Below are 16,750 nucleotides of genomic sequence, written 5' to 3' on the forward strand. Positions count from 1 at the left end.
AAAAGGGAGTTCAAAATGACCTTTTGGGATAGCTTCTTTTATTAATCCTATGCATGATTTACTTTTTCAACACAGGTATCCAAATTTCACTTTTAAAAGTTGGCGAAGTTACATCTTTATTTTCATTCCAGAGAATTTCAGGCCCTTCCAGTTGTTCATAGTTCGAAGATGGAAACCACTCTGAATAAATACGTCCCCATACATTTTGCAATGTATCAGGAAATGGTCCAACTGCTTCGAATACAGCCCATGTTGAAGCTGGGACTTCAAGTTGCCTGAACTGGTCTGGGCAATCCTTTGTTGTTGCTACTCCAATATAGTGATCGAGCTCTCCTTTTTCCTCCATTCTTCCTTCAGAAAAATTGGTAGAAGCGCTAATGAGTCCAGTAGGCTCAACATTCGAAAGTGCCTTTAATGTGTGGATTGCTTGAATGTCCAAACTTTTCCACATAGAAGCAATTTCTTGGTTTACCCCGCTGAAAACAATTGGTACTCGTTTTTTTATACCAACGATGCGAAATGCCTCTTTTTCTTCAATACGATAGTTCATTTCATGTCCTCCTTTAATAGATAGCTGGAAGGTCATTCTTGAGTAGGCTTTAAGAGAACCGCCACTATTTCGAGCCTCTGACGGCGTTATACCGTGCAGGTTTTGAAATGCTCGTGAGAATGAGTCTGGTGAGTTGTATCCATATTTCATAGCGATATCAATGACTTTTACATTACTATCTTTTAGTTCAAATGCTGCAAGAGTAAGACGTCTACAGCGAACATATTCTGAAAGTGAAATGCCTGCAAGGAAGGAAAACATCCTTTTAAAATGATATTCAGAGCAGAAAGCTAGCTTTGCCACTTCTTTAAAGTCAATGTTATTCGCAAGATTATCTTCAATATACTGTATTGCTGCATTCATGTTTTTTAGCGAATCCATGATATGACCTCCTTATGTGTATAGAATAGCAGGAATGAAATGATCTCATCCGACATTCCGTGCACAATTATGTAGGGTAGCTTTTTCCTTACAGAATTGTAATGTTCCTGTAAGGAGAATGAATGGCTGGCTATTTTTCCCGATGTTATAGTAGCAAAGTAGTTATTTCACAAAGTTAAATTGTTTGTTTCTACTCTATATATTTATTTTGATTTACCAGCATATAAACTGCGGCTATGCATACACAAGCGGATCTTTACTCATTTTTTCTCTTTGTTTTCACATGGCATGGAGCTAAAAAAGGAACTGACCGCTTCTATCCACGGCCGGATCCTCTCTCCAATCTAAAGAGTAGATTGTATGTCAGTTTTTCAAATTGTATTTATATAAGTAGCCTTACATAACTGTCATGTTTGTGTAAGAAACATCGATAGTGGCAAGAGTAGAAGTTAGATATAGTGGAAATAGAGAATAGAAGAAGTGAGGGATTAGAGATGAAAACAGTATTAGAAGCGAAAAATATAAAAAAAGTATACGATACAGGTGGAAATACATTTGAAGCGTTAAAGGGGATTAACTTACAAGTACAAGAAGGCGAATTCGTTGGAATTATGGGCCCTTCAGGATCTGGTAAAACGACTCTTTTAAATGTTCTTTCTACAATTGATAACGCGACGAACGGTGAAATTTTAATTGATGGAAAAGACATTGTGAAAATGAATGATGATAAATTGGCATTGTTCCGCCGTGATCATTTAGGTTTCATTTTCCAAGATTATAACTTATTAGATACGTTAACGGTGAAAGAGAATATCGCTTTGCCACTTGCGTTATCGAAAGTAAAAGCGAGTGAAATTGATCGCCGCGTTCTTGAGATTGCGAAGAAGTTTGGTATTGATCATATTTTAAGTCAATTTCCATACCAAGTATCTGGTGGACAGAAGCAGCGCTGTGCAGCATCTCGCGCCATCGTTACAAATCCAAGTATGATTTTTGGGGACGAGCCAACAGGAGCGCTTGATTCGAAATCGGCAACAGATTTATTAGAAAGCATGAAGTCATTGAATGAATATGATAACTCAACTATTTTAATGGTAACGCATGATGCATTTGCGGCAAGTTACTGTAAGCGAGTGATCTTCATTAAAGATGGTGAACTATATAAAGAGTTGCACCGCGGAGAATTAACGCGTAAACAATTCTTCCAACAAGTAGTAGACGTAATGTCCGCAATTTCTGGAGGTGCAATGGATGACGTTATCTAGTATTGCCCTCCGCAATATACAGCGGAACTTTAAAGATTACTTTTTATATTTTGCATCGATGATCTTTAGTATCGTCATTTATTTTACATTTAAGGCACTTCAGTACAATTCACAAATGGAAAAAGCAGCGGAAGGCTCTAAAAAAATTAGCGGGGCATTCCAAGTTTCCAGTGTGATGCTCATTATTTTCGTAGCAGTATTTATTATATACTCGAACGGATTCTTTACACGAAAACGTAAAAAAGAAGTTGGATTATATTCATTGCTAGGAATTCGAAAAAAACAAATTGGTAAAATGTTATTTTATGAAAACATGTTAATGGGGTTAATGTCATTAGTAATTGGAATTGCGATTGGTAGTGTACTTTCAAAGTTATTCCTTGAATTGTTAGTAAGTATGATGGGGTTAAACTTAAATGTGCATTTTGAAGTGCCGATGGCAGCAATTATTGATACAGCAATTATCTTTTTTGTCATTATTCTTTATACATCACTGCAAGGATATCGTTTAATTTATCGTTTTAAGTTAATTGAATTGTTCCGTGCTGAGCGTGAAGGAGAGGCAATGCCAAAAGGATCGATAATTATGGCATTACTGTCAGTCTTTTTAATCGGTTCTGGATATTTCTTATCGCTTATATTTATGAAGGCAGCAAAATATGCTGACTTTATGGTGATTGCACTTTATATTTTACTTGCAACGGTACTTGGTACGTACTTACTATTTATGTTCTTTACAGTATTTGTATTAAAAAGAGCAAGACATAATAAATCATCCTTCTATAACGGCATGAACATGGTAACGACGTCACAGTTACTGTATCGTATTAAAGGAAATGCAAAATCTCTTGCTACAATTGCAGTATTAAGTGCGGTAACATTAACCGCAGTTGGTACGTCTGTTACGATGTATTACAACACATTTAAGCAAGCGAAGAATATGTCACCATATAGCTATTCATATGTGAAACAAGATGCAGCGTTAGATCATAAAGTAAATGCAATTCTTGATGCAGAAAAGAAAAGTCATCCAGTTACAGAGCAATCTGAAATTGAGATGGTTCCTGTGAAAGGGAAGTTTGAAGGTAAAAAAGCGGATCAGGTTATGAATACACATTACCTTGTTACAGAGCAATACCAGCTTATTTCTCAATCGACATTTAATAGAATTGCGAAAAAAATGGATGCGGATGCGGTGGATTTAGCTGCTAATGAAGCATTTGTATATGATAGTCTATATGTTGAAGGGCTTGACTTTGGCCCTGAATATAAAGGGAATACAGCTGTATTTCCGGTCGGAAACGAAACACAAAAGCTTACAATTAAAGGTGTAGATAATCGCAATATCACGAACTTAAGTGAACTATTTGTGATTGTTCCAGATCAAGTATATGAACAAGCGAAAAAAATATCTGGAACACGTGTTGTAAAAAATATTGATGTAAAAGATGAAAAAAATAGTAAAGTGTTAACAGAAAAATTAGCGAAAGCTATGCCAGTAGGAAAATCTGAAATTGAAGCACCATTTAGAGACTTCTATACTGGTTTCCAAGCAGGTCTTGAAGCGACGGGGTTAATGATGTTTATCGGGTTATTCCTAGGTTTAGTGTTCTTGCTTGCAACAGGTTCTATCATTTACTTCAAACAGTTAACAGAAGCAAGTGCAGACCGCGATCGTTACGTTGTCTTGCACAAAGTGGGTGTAACAAAACAGGAAATGAAAAAGGCAATTGCAAAACAAGTAAGCTTTATCTTTGCAATTCCATTAGTAGTGGGAATTTTACACAGTTTATTTGCATTAAAAGGTTTTTCAAACATACTACCATATGAAATACTGATTCCGTTATTAATTAGTATAGGAGTGTACGGTGTCATTTATATTGGATATTACTTCTTAACAGTTCGTTCTTATTATAAGATTGTGAGCGCGAAGTAATGAAGGCATCAGCTATCGCTATAGGCGGTAGCTGTTTTTTTCAATTCTTCATAAAATCTTAAGAAATATCCATGCTATTTTTTAAAAAATGATAGTTATACTTAACCCCATATTAGATGATAGCGAATGGGAGAGGTTAGAGATGCAAATGATTACATTCTTAACCGAATTTGTAAAGCACCCAAAGAATATAGGAGCCATTGCACCGAGCTCGAATAGATTAGCTAAAAAGATGGTAGGCGCGATTAACTTTGAAGAAGCGAAGTATATTTTAGAATTAGGACCTGGAACAGGATCATTTACGAGAGAGATTATAAAGAGGAAAAAAGAGCATACAATATTTATCCTGATTGAAATTAATGAAGTGTTTTTCAAAAAGTTACAGAAGCAGTTTAAAGACGATCCTAATATTTTAGTCATACATGGATCAGCTGAAAACATAAAGAAATATATCGAGGAGTTACAAATAGAGAAAGTAGATTACGTATTATCGGGATTACCCTTTACGTCTTTACCAAGGGAAATATCAGCACGGATTTTATCCAGTGTAATGGAATCATTAAGTGAAGATGGGGAATTTATTACATTTCAATATTCACTGGCAAAAAAAGCGTTTATTCAAAGCTTTTTTCAGGAAGTTTCACTAAAAAAAGTTTGGCTGAATCTTCCTCCGGCGCATGTCTTTAGTTGCAGAAAGGCATGTACGTAATGGAATTACATGAATTGTTATCCTATATTGAGACATACGGTTACGGGGCATTATTTTTTTGTTTATGGCTCGGGATTGTAGGTATGCCAGTCCCAGATGAAATGATTGTGATGAGTGGTGGGTTTGTATCATCGCTAGGTATATTAAGCGCGATTCCAGCCTTTTTTCTAACCTATTTAGGTGTAGTGTCTGGTCTCTCTTTAGGGTATGTACTTGGAAAGGTATTTGGCACAAAAGTACTTAATAGATTGATGAAAAAGAAAAAGGTAAAGTATTTGCTGCGATCAAAAGAAATGATTAGTAGATATGAGCACTATGCATTGGTAACAAGTTATTTTATACCTGTCGTTAGACATATCGTACCTTATTTAGTGGGAATGAATAACATGCGATTTCAAACGTATGCTTTGTATTCCTATACGACAGGATTTGTTTGGACGTTGCTTTACTTTTTACTTGGTTCTTTATTTGGGAAACATATTGAAAGGATTGTAGAATTGGCGACAAAGTATGGTGTCTATTTTGGGGGAGCCCTACTTGTCATATGTAGTGTTTTATATGTATATATGCAAAGAAAAGAGAGAGTGGTTAGTTGAGAAAGAAGTAAATAGCTAGATGAAAGATAGAAACTTAGATATAAAAAGGTTGTTAACAACAAACGTTAACAACCTTTTTTAACTTGTTTAGAAACAATTTCTAGTAAATTGTTTTGCTGTTTACCGAAATGTCGACGATAGAAATTTATTTACCATTTTAGGATGCAACATTTTTTTCTTCACGCTCTGTTCAGCTTTTCATTCCCTAACGTAATTATGCCAGAGCCGGGTTATAAATCATTGTAAAGTGGCTTGGTAATAATTTGATGTGACACGGCGTATGGAGGGAGCTTTCTCCATCTGTATCTACTTCTTTTTCCCCATCTGTTTCTATATGAATAGATTTGGCTTTCACATGAAAAATATCATTGTCATTTGTATCTTCAAATAGTTTTTTTCCAATGTAATCTTTAAATGCTTGAATGCCTGTTGATTTTACAACAAAGATATCAAGTGCCTCATCATCACATTTTACATTAGGGATAAAGGACGGAATGGCACCAAGGTATTCGCCATTTCCGACCATAACAAGGACAGCTTCATCTTCATATACTTGCCCATCATATGTAATTTTTACTGGGAAAGCTTCGGCGTTTTTAACAGTTCGAATGGTGCTTAAATAGTAACCAATCTTCCCAAGCCTTGCTTTTTCATCTGAATCAATGTTATTAGATACTTCAGAGACGAGTCCAATCCCCCAAAAGTTCAAGAAATATTGTTCATTCGCTTTTGCAACATCAACTGTTTTTGTACGCCCTTGTACGACGAGTTTTGCTGCATCGGCAATGTTTTGTGGAACGCCAAGTGTGCGAGAGAAATCGTTACATGTACCTCCTGGAATAATAGCAAGTGCTGGTCTTTTTTGAAGCGGAGCTAATCCGTTTGTACATTCAAACACAGTGCCATCACCACCAAAGACAACAATTAAATCCACTTCGTTTGCAAAATCTTGACAATATGTTGCTGCGTCGCCTTGTTTTTGTGTATGAAGAATACGTAAATCTGGGAAAGCAGTAGCGAGTGGTGGGACGATTTTGGATAAGTTTGTATGTAGATCCCCTTGTCCTGCTTTAGGGTTTACGATGAGAAGGACTTTTTCAAATTTTGTTTCTGCCATTTCTAATCTCTCCCTTTGTCTGTTTGTTTATATAAATAAACTTCCATCAAAAATTGATGGAAGTTATATACGGGTTTATTTCTCAGTTACAACTGATGCGATATATGGTAAGTTACGATATTTTTCAGCGCAGTCAATACCGTATCCGACAATAAATTCATCTGGAATTTGGAAGCCTACATATTCTGCTTTCAAATCAACTTTACGGCGCTCTGGTTTATCTAGTAATGTACAGAATTTCAAGTTTTTTGGCTTATGCATGAAGAAGTGGTCTTTTAAGAAGTGAAGTGTTAAGCCGGAATCAATAATGTCTTCTACGACAATTATATTTTTACCTGTAATGTTGACATCAATATCTTTTAATAATTTAACTTTCCCCGTTGTTTCAGTTTGGTTACCGTAACTAGATGCTGAGATAAAGTCGATTGTTACTTCATTTTTAATGTGACGAATTAAATCCGCAGCGAAGACGAAAGAACCTTTTAGTACAGCGATAACTACGATTTCTTCTCCTTCAAAATCACGCTCAATTTGTAGTGCGAGTTCTTTTACCTTCGTTTGTAATGCTTCTTCGGAAATTAAAGTATCTTTTATTTCAATATTCATTGAGATCCTCCTACGTTGTAAAACTTGTGAACATTTCGACTGTAAAGGATTGTAGAAGAAATGTCAAAAAGATAGTAGAAGAACGTGCTTTTTACAAAAATACCCACAAAGTAGTCTGATGATATGATATACTAAATTTATTGAGAAAACGCTTCCATAAAGGGTGGTCATGATGAAAAAGAAACAATATACAAGTGTTACATTTATAAAAGCACTATTTCTAACAATTGTTCTCGGTATGTTATCTTATATAATTGATGTTCCTGCTATTCGTGTGACACTGATTGGGATGACGTTAGTTCTTGGAGCTATTTCGCATGGAATGATGCTTCAATTGTATGAGGCTGGGTTAGATGATATGAAAGAATATATAGATAAGAAATGATTGAAAACCTTCATTTACAAAGATGGAGGTTTTTTCATTTCTTACAAAAATGTAAGGTAGTTTGTAAGACAAATCGATAGTTACGTAGTCGTCTTTTGGATAAACTATTAGTGTAAGGTAAAAGGCAAGCACATTTTAGGTAAAATAAGATTTAGGCACTATATGTGAAAAGGAGTAGGAGGGAATGGAGAGACGTTGGGCGACCTTTGCTTTGTTATCGACTAGTAACACGATAGTATTGGATGAAGAGATGAGTTTTTCGCATTTATTCGATCAAGAAGAAGATCATTCTTCTTCACAATTTACAATGAAATGGTGTAAATGGAGCGAAAGTTGTAAATTTGAAGAAGGGGCCCCTAATAAAGAGCAAAGAATCGTCTTCACAAATCCTGTTAAAGCATGGGTCTTTCAGCGTAGTAAGTGTAACGTCAATAATCACTTAAAGAAAACTGAGCCAAGACAATTAGTTATTACTTCAGACTTTGCTACTCTGGAATCACAAGAAAGTAACATGTAAATACTGAGGCACAAAAAGCATTGTAGAGAGAATCTGCAATGCTTTTTATTTCATAAGTATGCACTGTTATGGAATCTAAAGTAAAAGCATAGATTACTATTAAAATAACGAATAGATTAATTATATTACAATTATGTTACAAAAACATTGCATAATATTGTTATCTGTAATATAATTTACTCATAGAGATAGCAATTAAAATACATTATTATTTGGGAGACTTGTAAAAATGAAGAAATTTATTTTGCTAGTTTTAATGTCTGTGGTGCTTTTTGTACCTGTCGTGTCTTATGCAGAAGTAAATAAAAATGTGAATCAGGCTGTCCCAAAAAGAGAACAAGTGACACAAAAAATGGGATGGGTAAAAAACGGTGATTCATGGTATTACTACGATCAAGATGGGAAAAATCATGAAGGCTGGTTAAGTTATAAAGGAAAATGGTATTACTTCATAGATGGTGTTATGCAAACAGATTTCGTTAGGGTAAATGGAAAAGATTATTATTTAGGTAATGATGGTGTTATGCGGACTGGTTGGATAGAAGATGGAAAAGATCGTTGGTTATATGCAAATCCAGATGGATCTATGAAAACTGGTTGGGTGAAAGAAGGAAACCATTGGTATTATATTCATCGTGGATTAATGGGAATAGGTTGGGTACCAACTGATACTGGTTGGTATTATATGAACCAAAACGGTACGATGAAAACAGGATGGTTACAAGAGAATGGAAATTGGTATTATTTAAAAGCTGACGGTGCAATGGCAATAGGTAAACACTTCATTGACGGAAAGTGGTATTCATTTAAGAATAACGGTGTCATGCTTTAAATATTTTGAAATAGGCTGCTAAAAGTAGATTTAACTACTTTTAGCAGCTTTTTTAGTTGCAAGTTATTTTTATATTCCATACATATTCTACAACTGAAGCGAAAGTAGTGTTTATAGGATATATATCAATAGGAATAATAAAGAAGAATGGAGGGAGGAATAGTGACACTTCTAAATCGTATTGGCGTTTTTTTTATGATCATTGGTATTCTTGTTGGGGGTTATTACTTTTTTGAATGGTATAAAGAAAAAAGTTCGGCACAGGATTTAACGATAGAAGAGGTCAAGCAACTTGAAAAAATAACAGCAAAAGACAATACTACTGAAACAGTTGCGAATTCGCAAATACCCTCCTCTCAAATGAAGCGTCAAGAAGGCGAGAGAGTAGCTATATTACATATCCCAAAAATTAAGAAGAAGTTTTCTATATATTGGGGAACGAATGCTGCTACATTGAAAAAAGGTGTCGGTATGTTTGTTGGCGACATGACAACAACCCCATCTGAAGGGGGACACACTGTATTAAGTGGACATCGTGATACGGTATTTATAGAGTTAGGAGAACTGAAAGAAAAAGATAATCTCATTGTGGAATATGATCATAAAAATTATTTATATGAAATTCAAAAAAAATGGATTACAGATGCTGATGATCGTACAGTGATTGTAAAGAAAAAAGAACCGACGTTAACAATGACGACTTGCTATCCGTTCGATTACATAGGTGATGCACCAGATCGCTATATTATTCAAGCGAAATTAATTGCTATTCATTCGAAATGAAAACATAATTACAGGTAAAAAAAGAAGTTCAACACCTATTTTAGTATAAGTGTTGAACTTCTTTTTTTTGTGTATCGTGATGAAATACATATAAAGTCATCACGTTTTCGGTAACCTACAATTTAGGAAACCTTATTTTGTGAATTTGTATGGTGTGCACCAATACTTTTAAATAAGCGTGGCGCTGTTGTAAATAGAAGGAGTAACAATACTGTACATAAAGCGAAAGAAGCAAGCATTGTACTTCCATTTACGATTAATGAATAAAGAACAGCTGACTGTCCCGGCGGTGCGTATTTTCCAAAAAAGATAACGCCGGCAATAAAGTGACAGAAATAACGTGCAAAGCTACCGACAAATGTTGCAAGGATAATATAAGCAAGTGCTTTTTTTCCTTGATTCTTTTTTTCTGTAGGTTTGTCTTTACGGCTACCAATGTCATGTTGTGCTTCAGACGTATGTTGCGTGTTCGCAAGTGCTTTTTGAATTGGACGATAGAATAAACCAGCAAAACCAATAAAAGCAAAGGCAATAAAGTACTCAATGAATGCTTGCACAGGCGTTAAAATATAAGTATCTCCGACTACAATTTGTAGTAGCCCCCAGATGAGTCCTCCTAAGAATGCCGTTTTAAATCCCCAGCGGTATGCGATAATAAAAATAGGAATCATAGCAAATGAAACGGAACCGCCTGTTGGAAGTTTAATGGATAATGGTAAAATGTCGATGATTAAGGCGAAGGCTGCAAGGATTGCAGATTCAATCATCGCTTGTAAATTGGTGTTACGCATGTGGATATTCCCCCTAAATCTAAGTTGCACAAAAAAAGAATAATGTATCATAGGGAGATATGAAATACGTAAATAGAAAATAATGAGGTATATGTATTTCGACGTTTGCACAATTCCTACGTTAGCATTAACTAACAGGTTCGAAGGGTCGGAACGTTATGTTCCCTCTCAGCAACGAGGCTCCCCCTGTGATAACGAGATTCTTTGATTGATAGATTTATTGTAATTGAAATGGATGAGAATGGCAAATGGTGTTTGGATTTAAATTAAAAGACCTTTCTTTTTAGAGGGAAGAGAGGGTCCAGCCACGGATAGAAGCAGTCAGAGCCTTTTTGGATCCCATACCGCATGAGGACAAAAATAGGGAATGAGAGGAAGTCTGTTTTTATTTTCATAGCCGTAATATGTAAGGAAACGGAAATAGCAGAAGAGGCTCCCTTTTCTTTTTTGATGAAACAGAGGATCCAGCCATTAGCGAGCGGTGAGAGTTATGCTGATTAAAGCTTACTTTATGGTGCAATTATTTTTATGTAATTGTCTCAAAATGTTAATAAATAGGAAGGGAAAGATATAGTACTTGATTGGTAGGGGTGCTATAATTTTTATGAAAATAATTCTCATTCTCTTGTAAGGAGGGAAATTATGAGTTTAGTTGATATTAAAATCGGGGAAAAAGTTCTAGTGAAAAATATACAGGCGTTAGATAAATTATTAAAACGTAGATTAGCAGCTTTTGGTCTTTCAGAAGGAAGTGAACTTCGTATGAAACAAAAAGCGATGTTTAAAGGGCCATGTACATTAGAGTGCCGAGGACAATTAATTAGTATTCGTCATTGTGACGCGAAAATGATAAAGGTGGAATTAGCGTGAATAAGGTTGCATTGCTAGGGAATCCAAATACGGGGAAAACATCATTATTTAATGCGCTAACGGGTTCTTATGAATATGTAGGAAACTGGAGCGGGGTAACAGTCGAAAAGAAGGTTGGTAAGTTAAAGGGGCAACAAGGAACATTAATTGATTTACCAGGTGTATATGATTTAAATCCGGTCTCTCGTGATGAGGGCGTTGTTACAAACTTTCTACTAACAGAAGATTTTCAGCATATGCTAAATATTGTTGATGCTTCTCAATTTGAACGCAATATGCATTTAACATTACAACTACTGGAATTTGGTAAACCAGTTTCCATTGGTTTAAATATGGTTGATGTGGCGAAGCAGCGCGGGATTGTTATTCATGTAAACAGATTGTCGGAAATATTAGGAGTAACGGCTGTTCCTGTTGTTGCGAGAAGTGGAAAAGGCTGCGAAGAATTACTTGCTACTTTGCATGAGAGTGAGAAAAAAGAGAAAAGACCATTCATTCTTTCATATGGTGAACAAATAGATGCAGGAATTGCGAATATCATGGAGCTTTTAACTAAGGAGAAGTATGAGCATCCAAGGTGGCTGGCACTTCAATTTTTAAGCAATAATGAAGTAGTAGAGCAAGAAGTAAAGAAACTATCTAGTTATGAAAAGCTTGTAGCCATTCGTTCGAATCTAGAAGCAGGACTTGAAAGTACACTTGAGCAGCATATTTACCAGACACGTGCGGCGTATATTGAAAAGTTAAAAACAAATGTGATTCAGCATGAAAAGGAAGGAAAGATTCCCTTTTCAGAAAAAATCGATCAGTTAATCACACATAAAGTTTTAGGACTTCCTATCTTTTTAGCTGTTATGTTTTTTATTTTTCAGGTTACGTTTACGTGGATTGGAACACCATTATCGGATATGCTTGATGGATTTTTCAGTGGGCAACTTACCGATTGGGTAACAACGGGCTTAACAACTATCGGTGCCTCTGAGTTTATTCAAGCGCTTGTTACAGAGGGGATTATTGCAGGGGTTGGTGCTGTATTAGTATTCGTTCCGCAAATTTTTGCACTCTTCTTCTTTATTTCATTATTAGAAGACTCAGGTTATATGGCTCGTATTGCAGTTGTTATGGACCGGATCATGGAGTTCTTTGGATTAAATGGAAAAGCATTTATTCCGATGATTATCGGTTTCGGTTGTAACGTCCCAGGAATTATGGCTGCAAGAACAATTGAGCAGGAAAAAGAAAGATTACTTACCGTTTTAGTAACACCATTTATGTCTTGTTCAGCACGCTTGCCTGTATATGCATTATTCGCGGGAGTCTTTTTCCCGAATAGCCAAGCGACTGTTGTATTCTCTTTATACATTGTCGGTATTGTACTTGCTTTACTTGTTACAAAGGTAATGTCTATGACGGTTTTAAAAGAAGAAAAGTCTATTTTTGTCATTGAGCTTCCGCCTTATCGTATGCCACAAGCAAAAACATTGTGGCTGAGTACGTGGGAAAAAGGAAAAGGTTTCGTGCGTAAAGCTGGTACATTTATTTTTGGTGGATCTGTTGTCATTTGGTTACTTAACTATGCTGGTCCATCTGGATTTGGCGTAGATATGGGTGAAAGTTTCTTAGCGATGATTGGTGGCTTTATCGCACCAATTTTAGCACCGCTCGGTTTTGGAACATGGCAAGCGGCGGCATCGCTTCTAACAGGATTTTTAGCAAAAGAAGTTGTTGTTTCGACAATGGCCATTATTTATGCGGTAAACGAAGACGTATTAGGTAATGTAATGGGGGCGCACTATACTGCACTATCAGCATATGCGTTCATGTTCTTCATTTTATTATACGTTCCATGTTTAGCAACAGTAGCTGTGATTCGCCGTGAAACAGGTTCTGTAAAATGGACGATTTTCTCTGTGGTGTATCCACTTATTATTGCTTATGTATTAACGCTTATTATATATCAAGTTGGATCCTTACTCGGATTCTAGAAGGAGATGTATCATAATGATAGTCAATATTGTTATTGGAGCTGTCATTTTTGGTTATGCAGGATATACATTATTCAATTTTGTGAAGAGAAGTAAGAAAGGGAAGTGTGCAGCATGTTCGCTGAATAAGTCATGTCAGTCGAATAGTTGTAGCCCGGATATGGAGCAAGCCGTTAATAAAGTGAAACTTTAANNTCTCCCACCTACCTTCTTTGTTTTCGCCAAATTTTGAGGTGGGAATATTACTGCCCGCAAATAGCGGGATAAATAGGAAAAAGCTTTGCGAATTTCGCAAAGCTTTTTTTATGACAATATAATTAGAAAACGTTCGTATACATAATGATGATGTAGAGGGGATTTTCATACTTTTAGTAGTGGAGAGGAAATGTTGGGAAGGAAATGTCATATTATAATTTGCGTATTTGGAAAATAACAGGTAAGGACATCTTCGTTTTGATATAATAAATATGTAGGATTTGGTAATAAACATTATTCTGGTAAAAGAAAATTTTTACGGGAAGCACATGAATTTGAAATATGAGGCAATATATAGGAGGAATTTAAATGTCTGTTTTTAAACGATTAAGAGATTTAACGATGTCAAATGTATATTCATTAATTGAGAAAGCTGAAGATCCAGTTAAGATGACGGATCAATATTTACGTGACATGCAACAAGATGTACAAGAAGCTGAGAAGAGTGTAGCGGCTCAAATTGCGCTTGAGAAAAAGTTTAAATTATTGTTTGAAGAGCAAGAAGCACTTGTTAAGAAACGTGAAGAACAAGCACATATGGCAGTTCAAGCAAATAACATTGATCTTGCGCGCCGTGCTTTAGAAGAAAAGAAAAATGCAGAGCAAAAGATGAATGAATATAAAGCAAGTTATGAACAAAATAAAGCAGCTGCTGATAATTTACGTGCAAAATTAGAAGAAATGCGTAAACAATTAACAGAGCTGAAAAATAAACGTGAAACACTTGTAGCACGTGTAAATGCTGCGAAGGCGCAAAAGAGCATTAATCAAGCGATGTCTGGATTCGATGCCAATACTGCAAAAGCTGGCCTGAGCCGTATGGAAGAAAAAGCTCTTCAATTAGAAGCTGAAGCAGAGGCAAGCGGTGAAATTTATAAAAAAGAAAAGTCGTTAGATGAGGAATTTGCGGCTTTAAATAAAAATTCAGCTGTGGATGATGAATTGGCACGTATTATGAAGCAGTATGAGAAATAATAAAGGTTAAAACTTAAAACCTAAAACCTTCTTTTTTGAGTGGAAGAGAGCGTCCGCTCAAGCGTAGAAGCGGTCAGAGCCCTTTTGGATACCATGCCGTGTGAGGACAGAAAGAGGAAAAGAGAAGAAGCCTGTTTTTGTTTTCGAGACTGTGATTGATATGAGGGATAATCAAAGGTAAAACCTAAAACCTTCTTTTTTGGGGATGGAAGAGAGCGTCTGCCCAAGCATAGAAGCGGTCAGAGCCCTTTTGGATACCATGCGGTGTGAGGATAGAAAGAGGAAGTCTGTTTTTGTTTTCGTAGTTATGGTTTATACGTAGGGAAATCAAAATAGATATATAAGATAAAGGAACCGACATGTCATGAAAAGCATTCATGTCGGTTTTCTTATTATTTTCTTAGAGGAGGTTTTTGTATGACGTGGATGAATGTGCTAGCTATGCTTGTTTGGACAGGAGCAAGTGCTGTTCTTTTATTTGCACTTATGTGGGTTGATTCTATTTTTACGAAATACAACGATTTAGCAGAAATTAAACAAGGAAATATGGCAGTTACGACTCGCTTTATTATGAAACTTTTTGCACAAGGATATATTTTGTCACAATCGATTATGAAATCAAATGATTTATGGCAGGCACTCCTTGCATCAGCAGTTTCATTCGTTATTTTATTAGTTGTAGAAATGTTTATTGAATTTATTTTGAAAAAAGTAGTTGGTTTAGATTTAGAAGAGGGAACGAAGCAAGGGCATGTCACACATGCTTTATTAGCTGGTTCGTTACATATTGTTGGAGGACTCATTTTAGCAGCTTGTCTATAACGAGAAAAGGAGGGATAAATCATGAGTTTATTTAAACGAATTAAAAATATAATGAAAAGTCCAGAGCCTGTGAAACCAGAAAAATCGTTACTTACGTTAGCACCTGGCGATATGGTTGAAGTTTCATTAGTGATGTATGAATTGGTTGGAAAAACAAGCATGCATTCTCGTAATGAAATTATTTTAACGCTACAGGACGGGAAAACAATTCGCTATTTAAAAATAGAGAATCGTGAAAGTACGTATTATAAGCTATATACACCAATTGATGGCCGGTTAGATTCGATAGAGGAGATTCCAACAACGATTGAAATGGATGATATGGATTACCATATGGAAGAACGGTATAACGGGTGTGTTGTTGTAATGGGAAAAACGCCATTTGCAGTATCGGATGAACAGTACGTGTGGGAGTTTCAATCTGATAACCGGAAGCTACTTCGCATTGAGTGGCAAGACGGACGTACAATGATGTATGAGGGAGAATCGATTCTTCCTGCTGATGTACAAATTATAAGGGCAACGTAAGGGGGCGTAATCATGTCAAACCGATTGTTTACCATGATTAAATCGTTCGTAATCCCTGTCGTTGCTATTGTTACATTACTTGTAATTGCTGGATATGCTTTATCAGGGTGTCAAAATAATAAGTCGATTCAAGATCGCTATCCATTAGAATCTGTCGCAAAAGATGGTAAGCAAGAGTCATATGTATATAGGGCGGAAAATAAATCAGTTCCGCAGGTCGCCAAAGAACTCATTGATGAAAAAGAACCGAAGCAAGTGTCTAAAGAAGATGAAAATCAGATGTTCCTTGTCTATTCTGATAAATTATATAATCTTCAAAAGGATAAGGAAAAGCCATCTGATACATTAATTGAAATTAGTAATAACGAATATGTTCGTCAAAATTATCAACCATCTTTCTTACAAGGATATATTTTAGCAAGTATATTAGATGATATATTTGATTCCCGTAAATCGTATCATGGTGATTACCGTGGATATACAGATCGGAAAAATCATAAACCGGTTACTCCAGACAGGCCGCCTACAAAAGAAGAGAAGAAAACACCACCGCCGATTACAAAAGAAGGTAAAGGTTCTATTATTAAACGGAGCGATAAGATTGAACCGAAAACATCTGTAGGGGACAAAGGAAGCATTATAGAAAAAGAAACGAAGACAGTTCCACCATCTACAGAGAAAAAAGGGAGAATCACAAAATCACCAGGCGGTTCTAGCGGTTCTGATGTTAAACCGAAATCATCGATTAAAAGCCCGCCGAAGAATACGTCACCCCCAAAAACAAGGGTTGGCGGATCAGGGAAAATTACGAAGAGAAGATAGGGGAAAGTCCAAGGAGCAGAGTAGA

At 35.9% G+C, this 16,750-nt stretch carries 19 protein-coding genes and 1 riboswitch; of the genes, 15 read left to right on the top strand and 4 right to left on the bottom strand.

Going from position 1 to position 16,750, the window contains the following annotated elements:
- Positions 1-58: 58 nt before the first annotated feature.
- Positions 59-931, bottom strand: coding sequence for an AraC family transcriptional regulator (locus CN373_RS13240; RefSeq protein ID WP_000377672.1), 873 nt, complete (start codon positions 929-931; stop codon positions 59-61).
- 494 nt (positions 932-1,425) lie between these two features.
- Here CN373_RS13240 and CN373_RS13245 point away from each other — a divergent pair, with 494 nt between their 5' ends.
- The 4 genes from CN373_RS13245 (at position 1,426) to CN373_RS13260 (ending at position 5,437) form a co-directional block, all read left to right on the top strand.
- Positions 1,426-2,196, top strand: a complete 771-nt coding sequence (locus CN373_RS13245; protein WP_098359554.1) for an ABC transporter ATP-binding protein — start codon at positions 1,426-1,428, stop codon at positions 2,194-2,196.
- Complete coding sequence (locus CN373_RS13250; protein WP_000176113.1) at positions 2,183-4,132, top strand: ABC transporter permease; 1,950 nt, start codon at positions 2,183-2,185, stop codon at positions 4,130-4,132. Before CN373_RS13245 ends, CN373_RS13250 begins: the two co-directional genes overlap by 14 nt.
- A gap of 142 nt (positions 4,133-4,274) precedes the next feature.
- A complete protein-coding gene (locus CN373_RS13255) occupies positions 4,275-4,841 on the top strand; it encodes a class I SAM-dependent methyltransferase (RefSeq protein ID WP_001177974.1) in 567 nt (188 codons plus the stop codon).
- The gene (locus CN373_RS13260; RefSeq protein ID WP_000418949.1) at positions 4,841-5,437 is read left to right on the top strand and encodes a DedA family protein; all 597 of its coding nucleotides are present in this window, start codon (positions 4,841-4,843) and stop codon (positions 5,435-5,437) included. Before CN373_RS13255 ends, CN373_RS13260 begins: the two co-directional genes overlap by 1 nt.
- A 214-nt stretch (positions 5,438-5,651) precedes the next feature.
- Here CN373_RS13260 and CN373_RS13265 read toward each other — a convergent pair whose 3' ends face one another.
- Both CN373_RS13265 and hpt read right to left on the bottom strand, forming a co-directional pair.
- On the bottom strand, positions 5,652-6,554 hold the full coding sequence (locus CN373_RS13265; protein WP_000852258.1) for a diacylglycerol/lipid kinase family protein: 903 nt from the start codon (positions 6,552-6,554) through the stop codon (positions 5,652-5,654).
- 75 nt (positions 6,555-6,629) lie between these two features.
- Positions 6,630-7,160 (bottom strand): hypoxanthine phosphoribosyltransferase, encoded by a 531-nt coding sequence (gene hpt, locus CN373_RS13270; protein ID WP_098359497.1) that lies wholly within the window; start codon positions 7,158-7,160, stop codon positions 6,630-6,632.
- Between the two features lie 172 nt (positions 7,161-7,332).
- Here hpt and CN373_RS13275 point away from each other — a divergent pair, with 172 nt between their 5' ends.
- The 4 genes from CN373_RS13275 (at position 7,333) to CN373_RS13290 (ending at position 9,677) form a co-directional block, all read left to right on the top strand.
- A complete protein-coding gene (locus tag CN373_RS13275; protein ID WP_000730175.1) occupies positions 7,333-7,545 on the top strand; it encodes a hypothetical protein in 213 nt (70 codons plus the stop codon).
- A 184-nt stretch (positions 7,546-7,729) separates the two neighbouring features.
- Positions 7,730-8,062 carry a hypothetical protein gene (locus CN373_RS13280; protein WP_000442223.1) on the top strand — a complete coding sequence of 111 codons (333 nt, stop codon included), beginning with the start codon at positions 7,730-7,732 and terminating at the stop codon, positions 8,060-8,062.
- A gap of 229 nt (positions 8,063-8,291) precedes the next feature.
- Complete coding sequence (locus CN373_RS13285) at positions 8,292-8,894, top strand: N-acetylmuramoyl-L-alanine amidase family protein (protein ID WP_000713529.1); 603 nt, start codon at positions 8,292-8,294, stop codon at positions 8,892-8,894.
- Positions 8,895-9,056: 162 nt separating this feature from the next.
- A complete protein-coding gene (locus tag CN373_RS13290; protein WP_000173648.1) occupies positions 9,057-9,677 on the top strand; it encodes a class D sortase in 621 nt (206 codons plus the stop codon).
- A 122-nt stretch (positions 9,678-9,799) separates the two neighbouring features.
- Here the strand turns inward: CN373_RS13290 and thiT are convergent, their stop codons facing one another.
- A complete protein-coding gene (gene thiT, locus CN373_RS13295; protein ID WP_098359498.1) occupies positions 9,800-10,468 on the bottom strand; it encodes an energy-coupled thiamine transporter ThiT in 669 nt (222 codons plus the stop codon).
- Between the two features lie 95 nt (positions 10,469-10,563).
- Positions 10,564-10,665, bottom strand: a riboswitch (TPP riboswitch).
- Between the two features lie 445 nt (positions 10,666-11,110).
- Between thiT and CN373_RS13300 the strand changes: the two genes are divergently transcribed.
- The 7 genes from CN373_RS13300 (at position 11,111) to CN373_RS13330 (ending at position 16,725) form a co-directional block, all read left to right on the top strand.
- Entirely contained in the window at positions 11,111-11,338 is a 228-nt protein-coding gene (locus tag CN373_RS13300) for a FeoA family protein (protein WP_000060509.1), read from the top strand.
- Positions 11,335-13,323 carry a ferrous iron transport protein B gene (gene feoB / locus CN373_RS13305; protein ID WP_001044865.1) on the top strand — a complete coding sequence of 663 codons (1,989 nt, stop codon included), beginning with the start codon at positions 11,335-11,337 and terminating at the stop codon, positions 13,321-13,323. Before CN373_RS13300 ends, feoB begins: the two co-directional genes overlap by 4 nt.
- Positions 13,324-13,339: 16 nt before the next feature.
- Positions 13,340-13,516 (top strand): FeoB-associated Cys-rich membrane protein, encoded by a 177-nt coding sequence (locus CN373_RS13310; RefSeq protein WP_098359499.1) that lies wholly within the window; start codon positions 13,340-13,342, stop codon positions 13,514-13,516.
- A 371-nt stretch (positions 13,517-13,887) separates the two neighbouring features.
- Positions 13,888-14,553, top strand: a complete 666-nt coding sequence (locus CN373_RS13315; RefSeq protein WP_000110296.1) for a PspA/IM30 family protein — start codon at positions 13,888-13,890, stop codon at positions 14,551-14,553.
- Positions 14,554-14,970: 417 nt separating this feature from the next.
- Complete coding sequence (locus CN373_RS13320; RefSeq protein ID WP_000220085.1) at positions 14,971-15,375, top strand: DUF350 domain-containing protein; 405 nt, start codon at positions 14,971-14,973, stop codon at positions 15,373-15,375.
- 21 nt (positions 15,376-15,396) lie between these two features.
- Positions 15,397-15,903: a DUF4178 domain-containing protein gene (locus tag CN373_RS13325; protein WP_000051762.1), complete on the top strand. Its 507-nt coding sequence runs from the start codon at positions 15,397-15,399 to the stop codon at positions 15,901-15,903.
- A 12-nt stretch (positions 15,904-15,915) separates the two neighbouring features.
- Positions 15,916-16,725: a DUF4247 domain-containing protein gene (locus CN373_RS13330; protein ID WP_098359500.1), complete on the top strand. Its 810-nt coding sequence runs from the start codon at positions 15,916-15,918 to the stop codon at positions 16,723-16,725.
- The last annotated feature ends 25 nt before the right edge of the window (positions 16,726-16,750 follow it).

The organism is Bacillus cereus, from assembly GCF_002561295.1.
GTDB lineage: Bacteria > Bacillota > Bacilli > Bacillales > Bacillaceae_G > Bacillus_A > Bacillus_A cereus_S.

What these genes read in the sequence shown, in the direction of transcription:
- CN373_RS13240 (WP_000377672.1), bottom strand. Translation starts at nt 931, where the DNA reads ATGGATTCGCTAAAAAACATGAATGCAGCAATACAGTATATTGAAGAT.
- CN373_RS13245 (WP_098359554.1), top strand. Translation starts at nt 1,426, where the DNA reads ATGAAAACAGTATTAGAAGCGAAAAATATAAAAAAAGTATACGATACA.
- CN373_RS13250 (WP_000176113.1), top strand. Translation starts at nt 2,183, where the DNA reads ATGACGTTATCTAGTATTGCCCTCCGCAATATACAGCGGAACTTTAAA.
- CN373_RS13255 (WP_001177974.1), top strand. Translation starts at nt 4,275, where the DNA reads ATGCAAATGATTACATTCTTAACCGAATTTGTAAAGCACCCAAAGAAT.
- CN373_RS13260 (WP_000418949.1), top strand. Translation starts at nt 4,841, where the DNA reads ATGGAATTACATGAATTGTTATCCTATATTGAGACATACGGTTACGGG.
- CN373_RS13265 (WP_000852258.1), bottom strand. Translation starts at nt 6,554, where the DNA reads ATGGCAGAAACAAAATTTGAAAAAGTCCTTCTCATCGTAAACCCTAAA.
- hpt (WP_098359497.1), bottom strand. Translation starts at nt 7,160, where the DNA reads ATGAATATTGAAATAAAAGATACTTTAATTTCCGAAGAAGCATTACAA.
- CN373_RS13275 (WP_000730175.1), top strand. Translation starts at nt 7,333, where the DNA reads ATGAAAAAGAAACAATATACAAGTGTTACATTTATAAAAGCACTATTT.
- CN373_RS13280 (WP_000442223.1), top strand. Translation starts at nt 7,730, where the DNA reads ATGGAGAGACGTTGGGCGACCTTTGCTTTGTTATCGACTAGTAACACG.
- CN373_RS13285 (WP_000713529.1), top strand. Translation starts at nt 8,292, where the DNA reads ATGAAGAAATTTATTTTGCTAGTTTTAATGTCTGTGGTGCTTTTTGTA.
- thiT (WP_098359498.1), bottom strand. Translation starts at nt 10,468, where the DNA reads ATGCGTAACACCAATTTACAAGCGATGATTGAATCTGCAATCCTTGCA.
- CN373_RS13300 (WP_000060509.1), top strand. Translation starts at nt 11,111, where the DNA reads ATGAGTTTAGTTGATATTAAAATCGGGGAAAAAGTTCTAGTGAAAAAT.
- CN373_RS13310 (WP_098359499.1), top strand. Translation starts at nt 13,340, where the DNA reads ATGATAGTCAATATTGTTATTGGAGCTGTCATTTTTGGTTATGCAGGA.
- CN373_RS13315 (WP_000110296.1), top strand. Translation starts at nt 13,888, where the DNA reads ATGTCTGTTTTTAAACGATTAAGAGATTTAACGATGTCAAATGTATAT.
- CN373_RS13320 (WP_000220085.1), top strand. Translation starts at nt 14,971, where the DNA reads ATGACGTGGATGAATGTGCTAGCTATGCTTGTTTGGACAGGAGCAAGT.
- CN373_RS13325 (WP_000051762.1), top strand. Translation starts at nt 15,397, where the DNA reads ATGAGTTTATTTAAACGAATTAAAAATATAATGAAAAGTCCAGAGCCT.
- CN373_RS13330 (WP_098359500.1), top strand. Translation starts at nt 15,916, where the DNA reads ATGTCAAACCGATTGTTTACCATGATTAAATCGTTCGTAATCCCTGTC.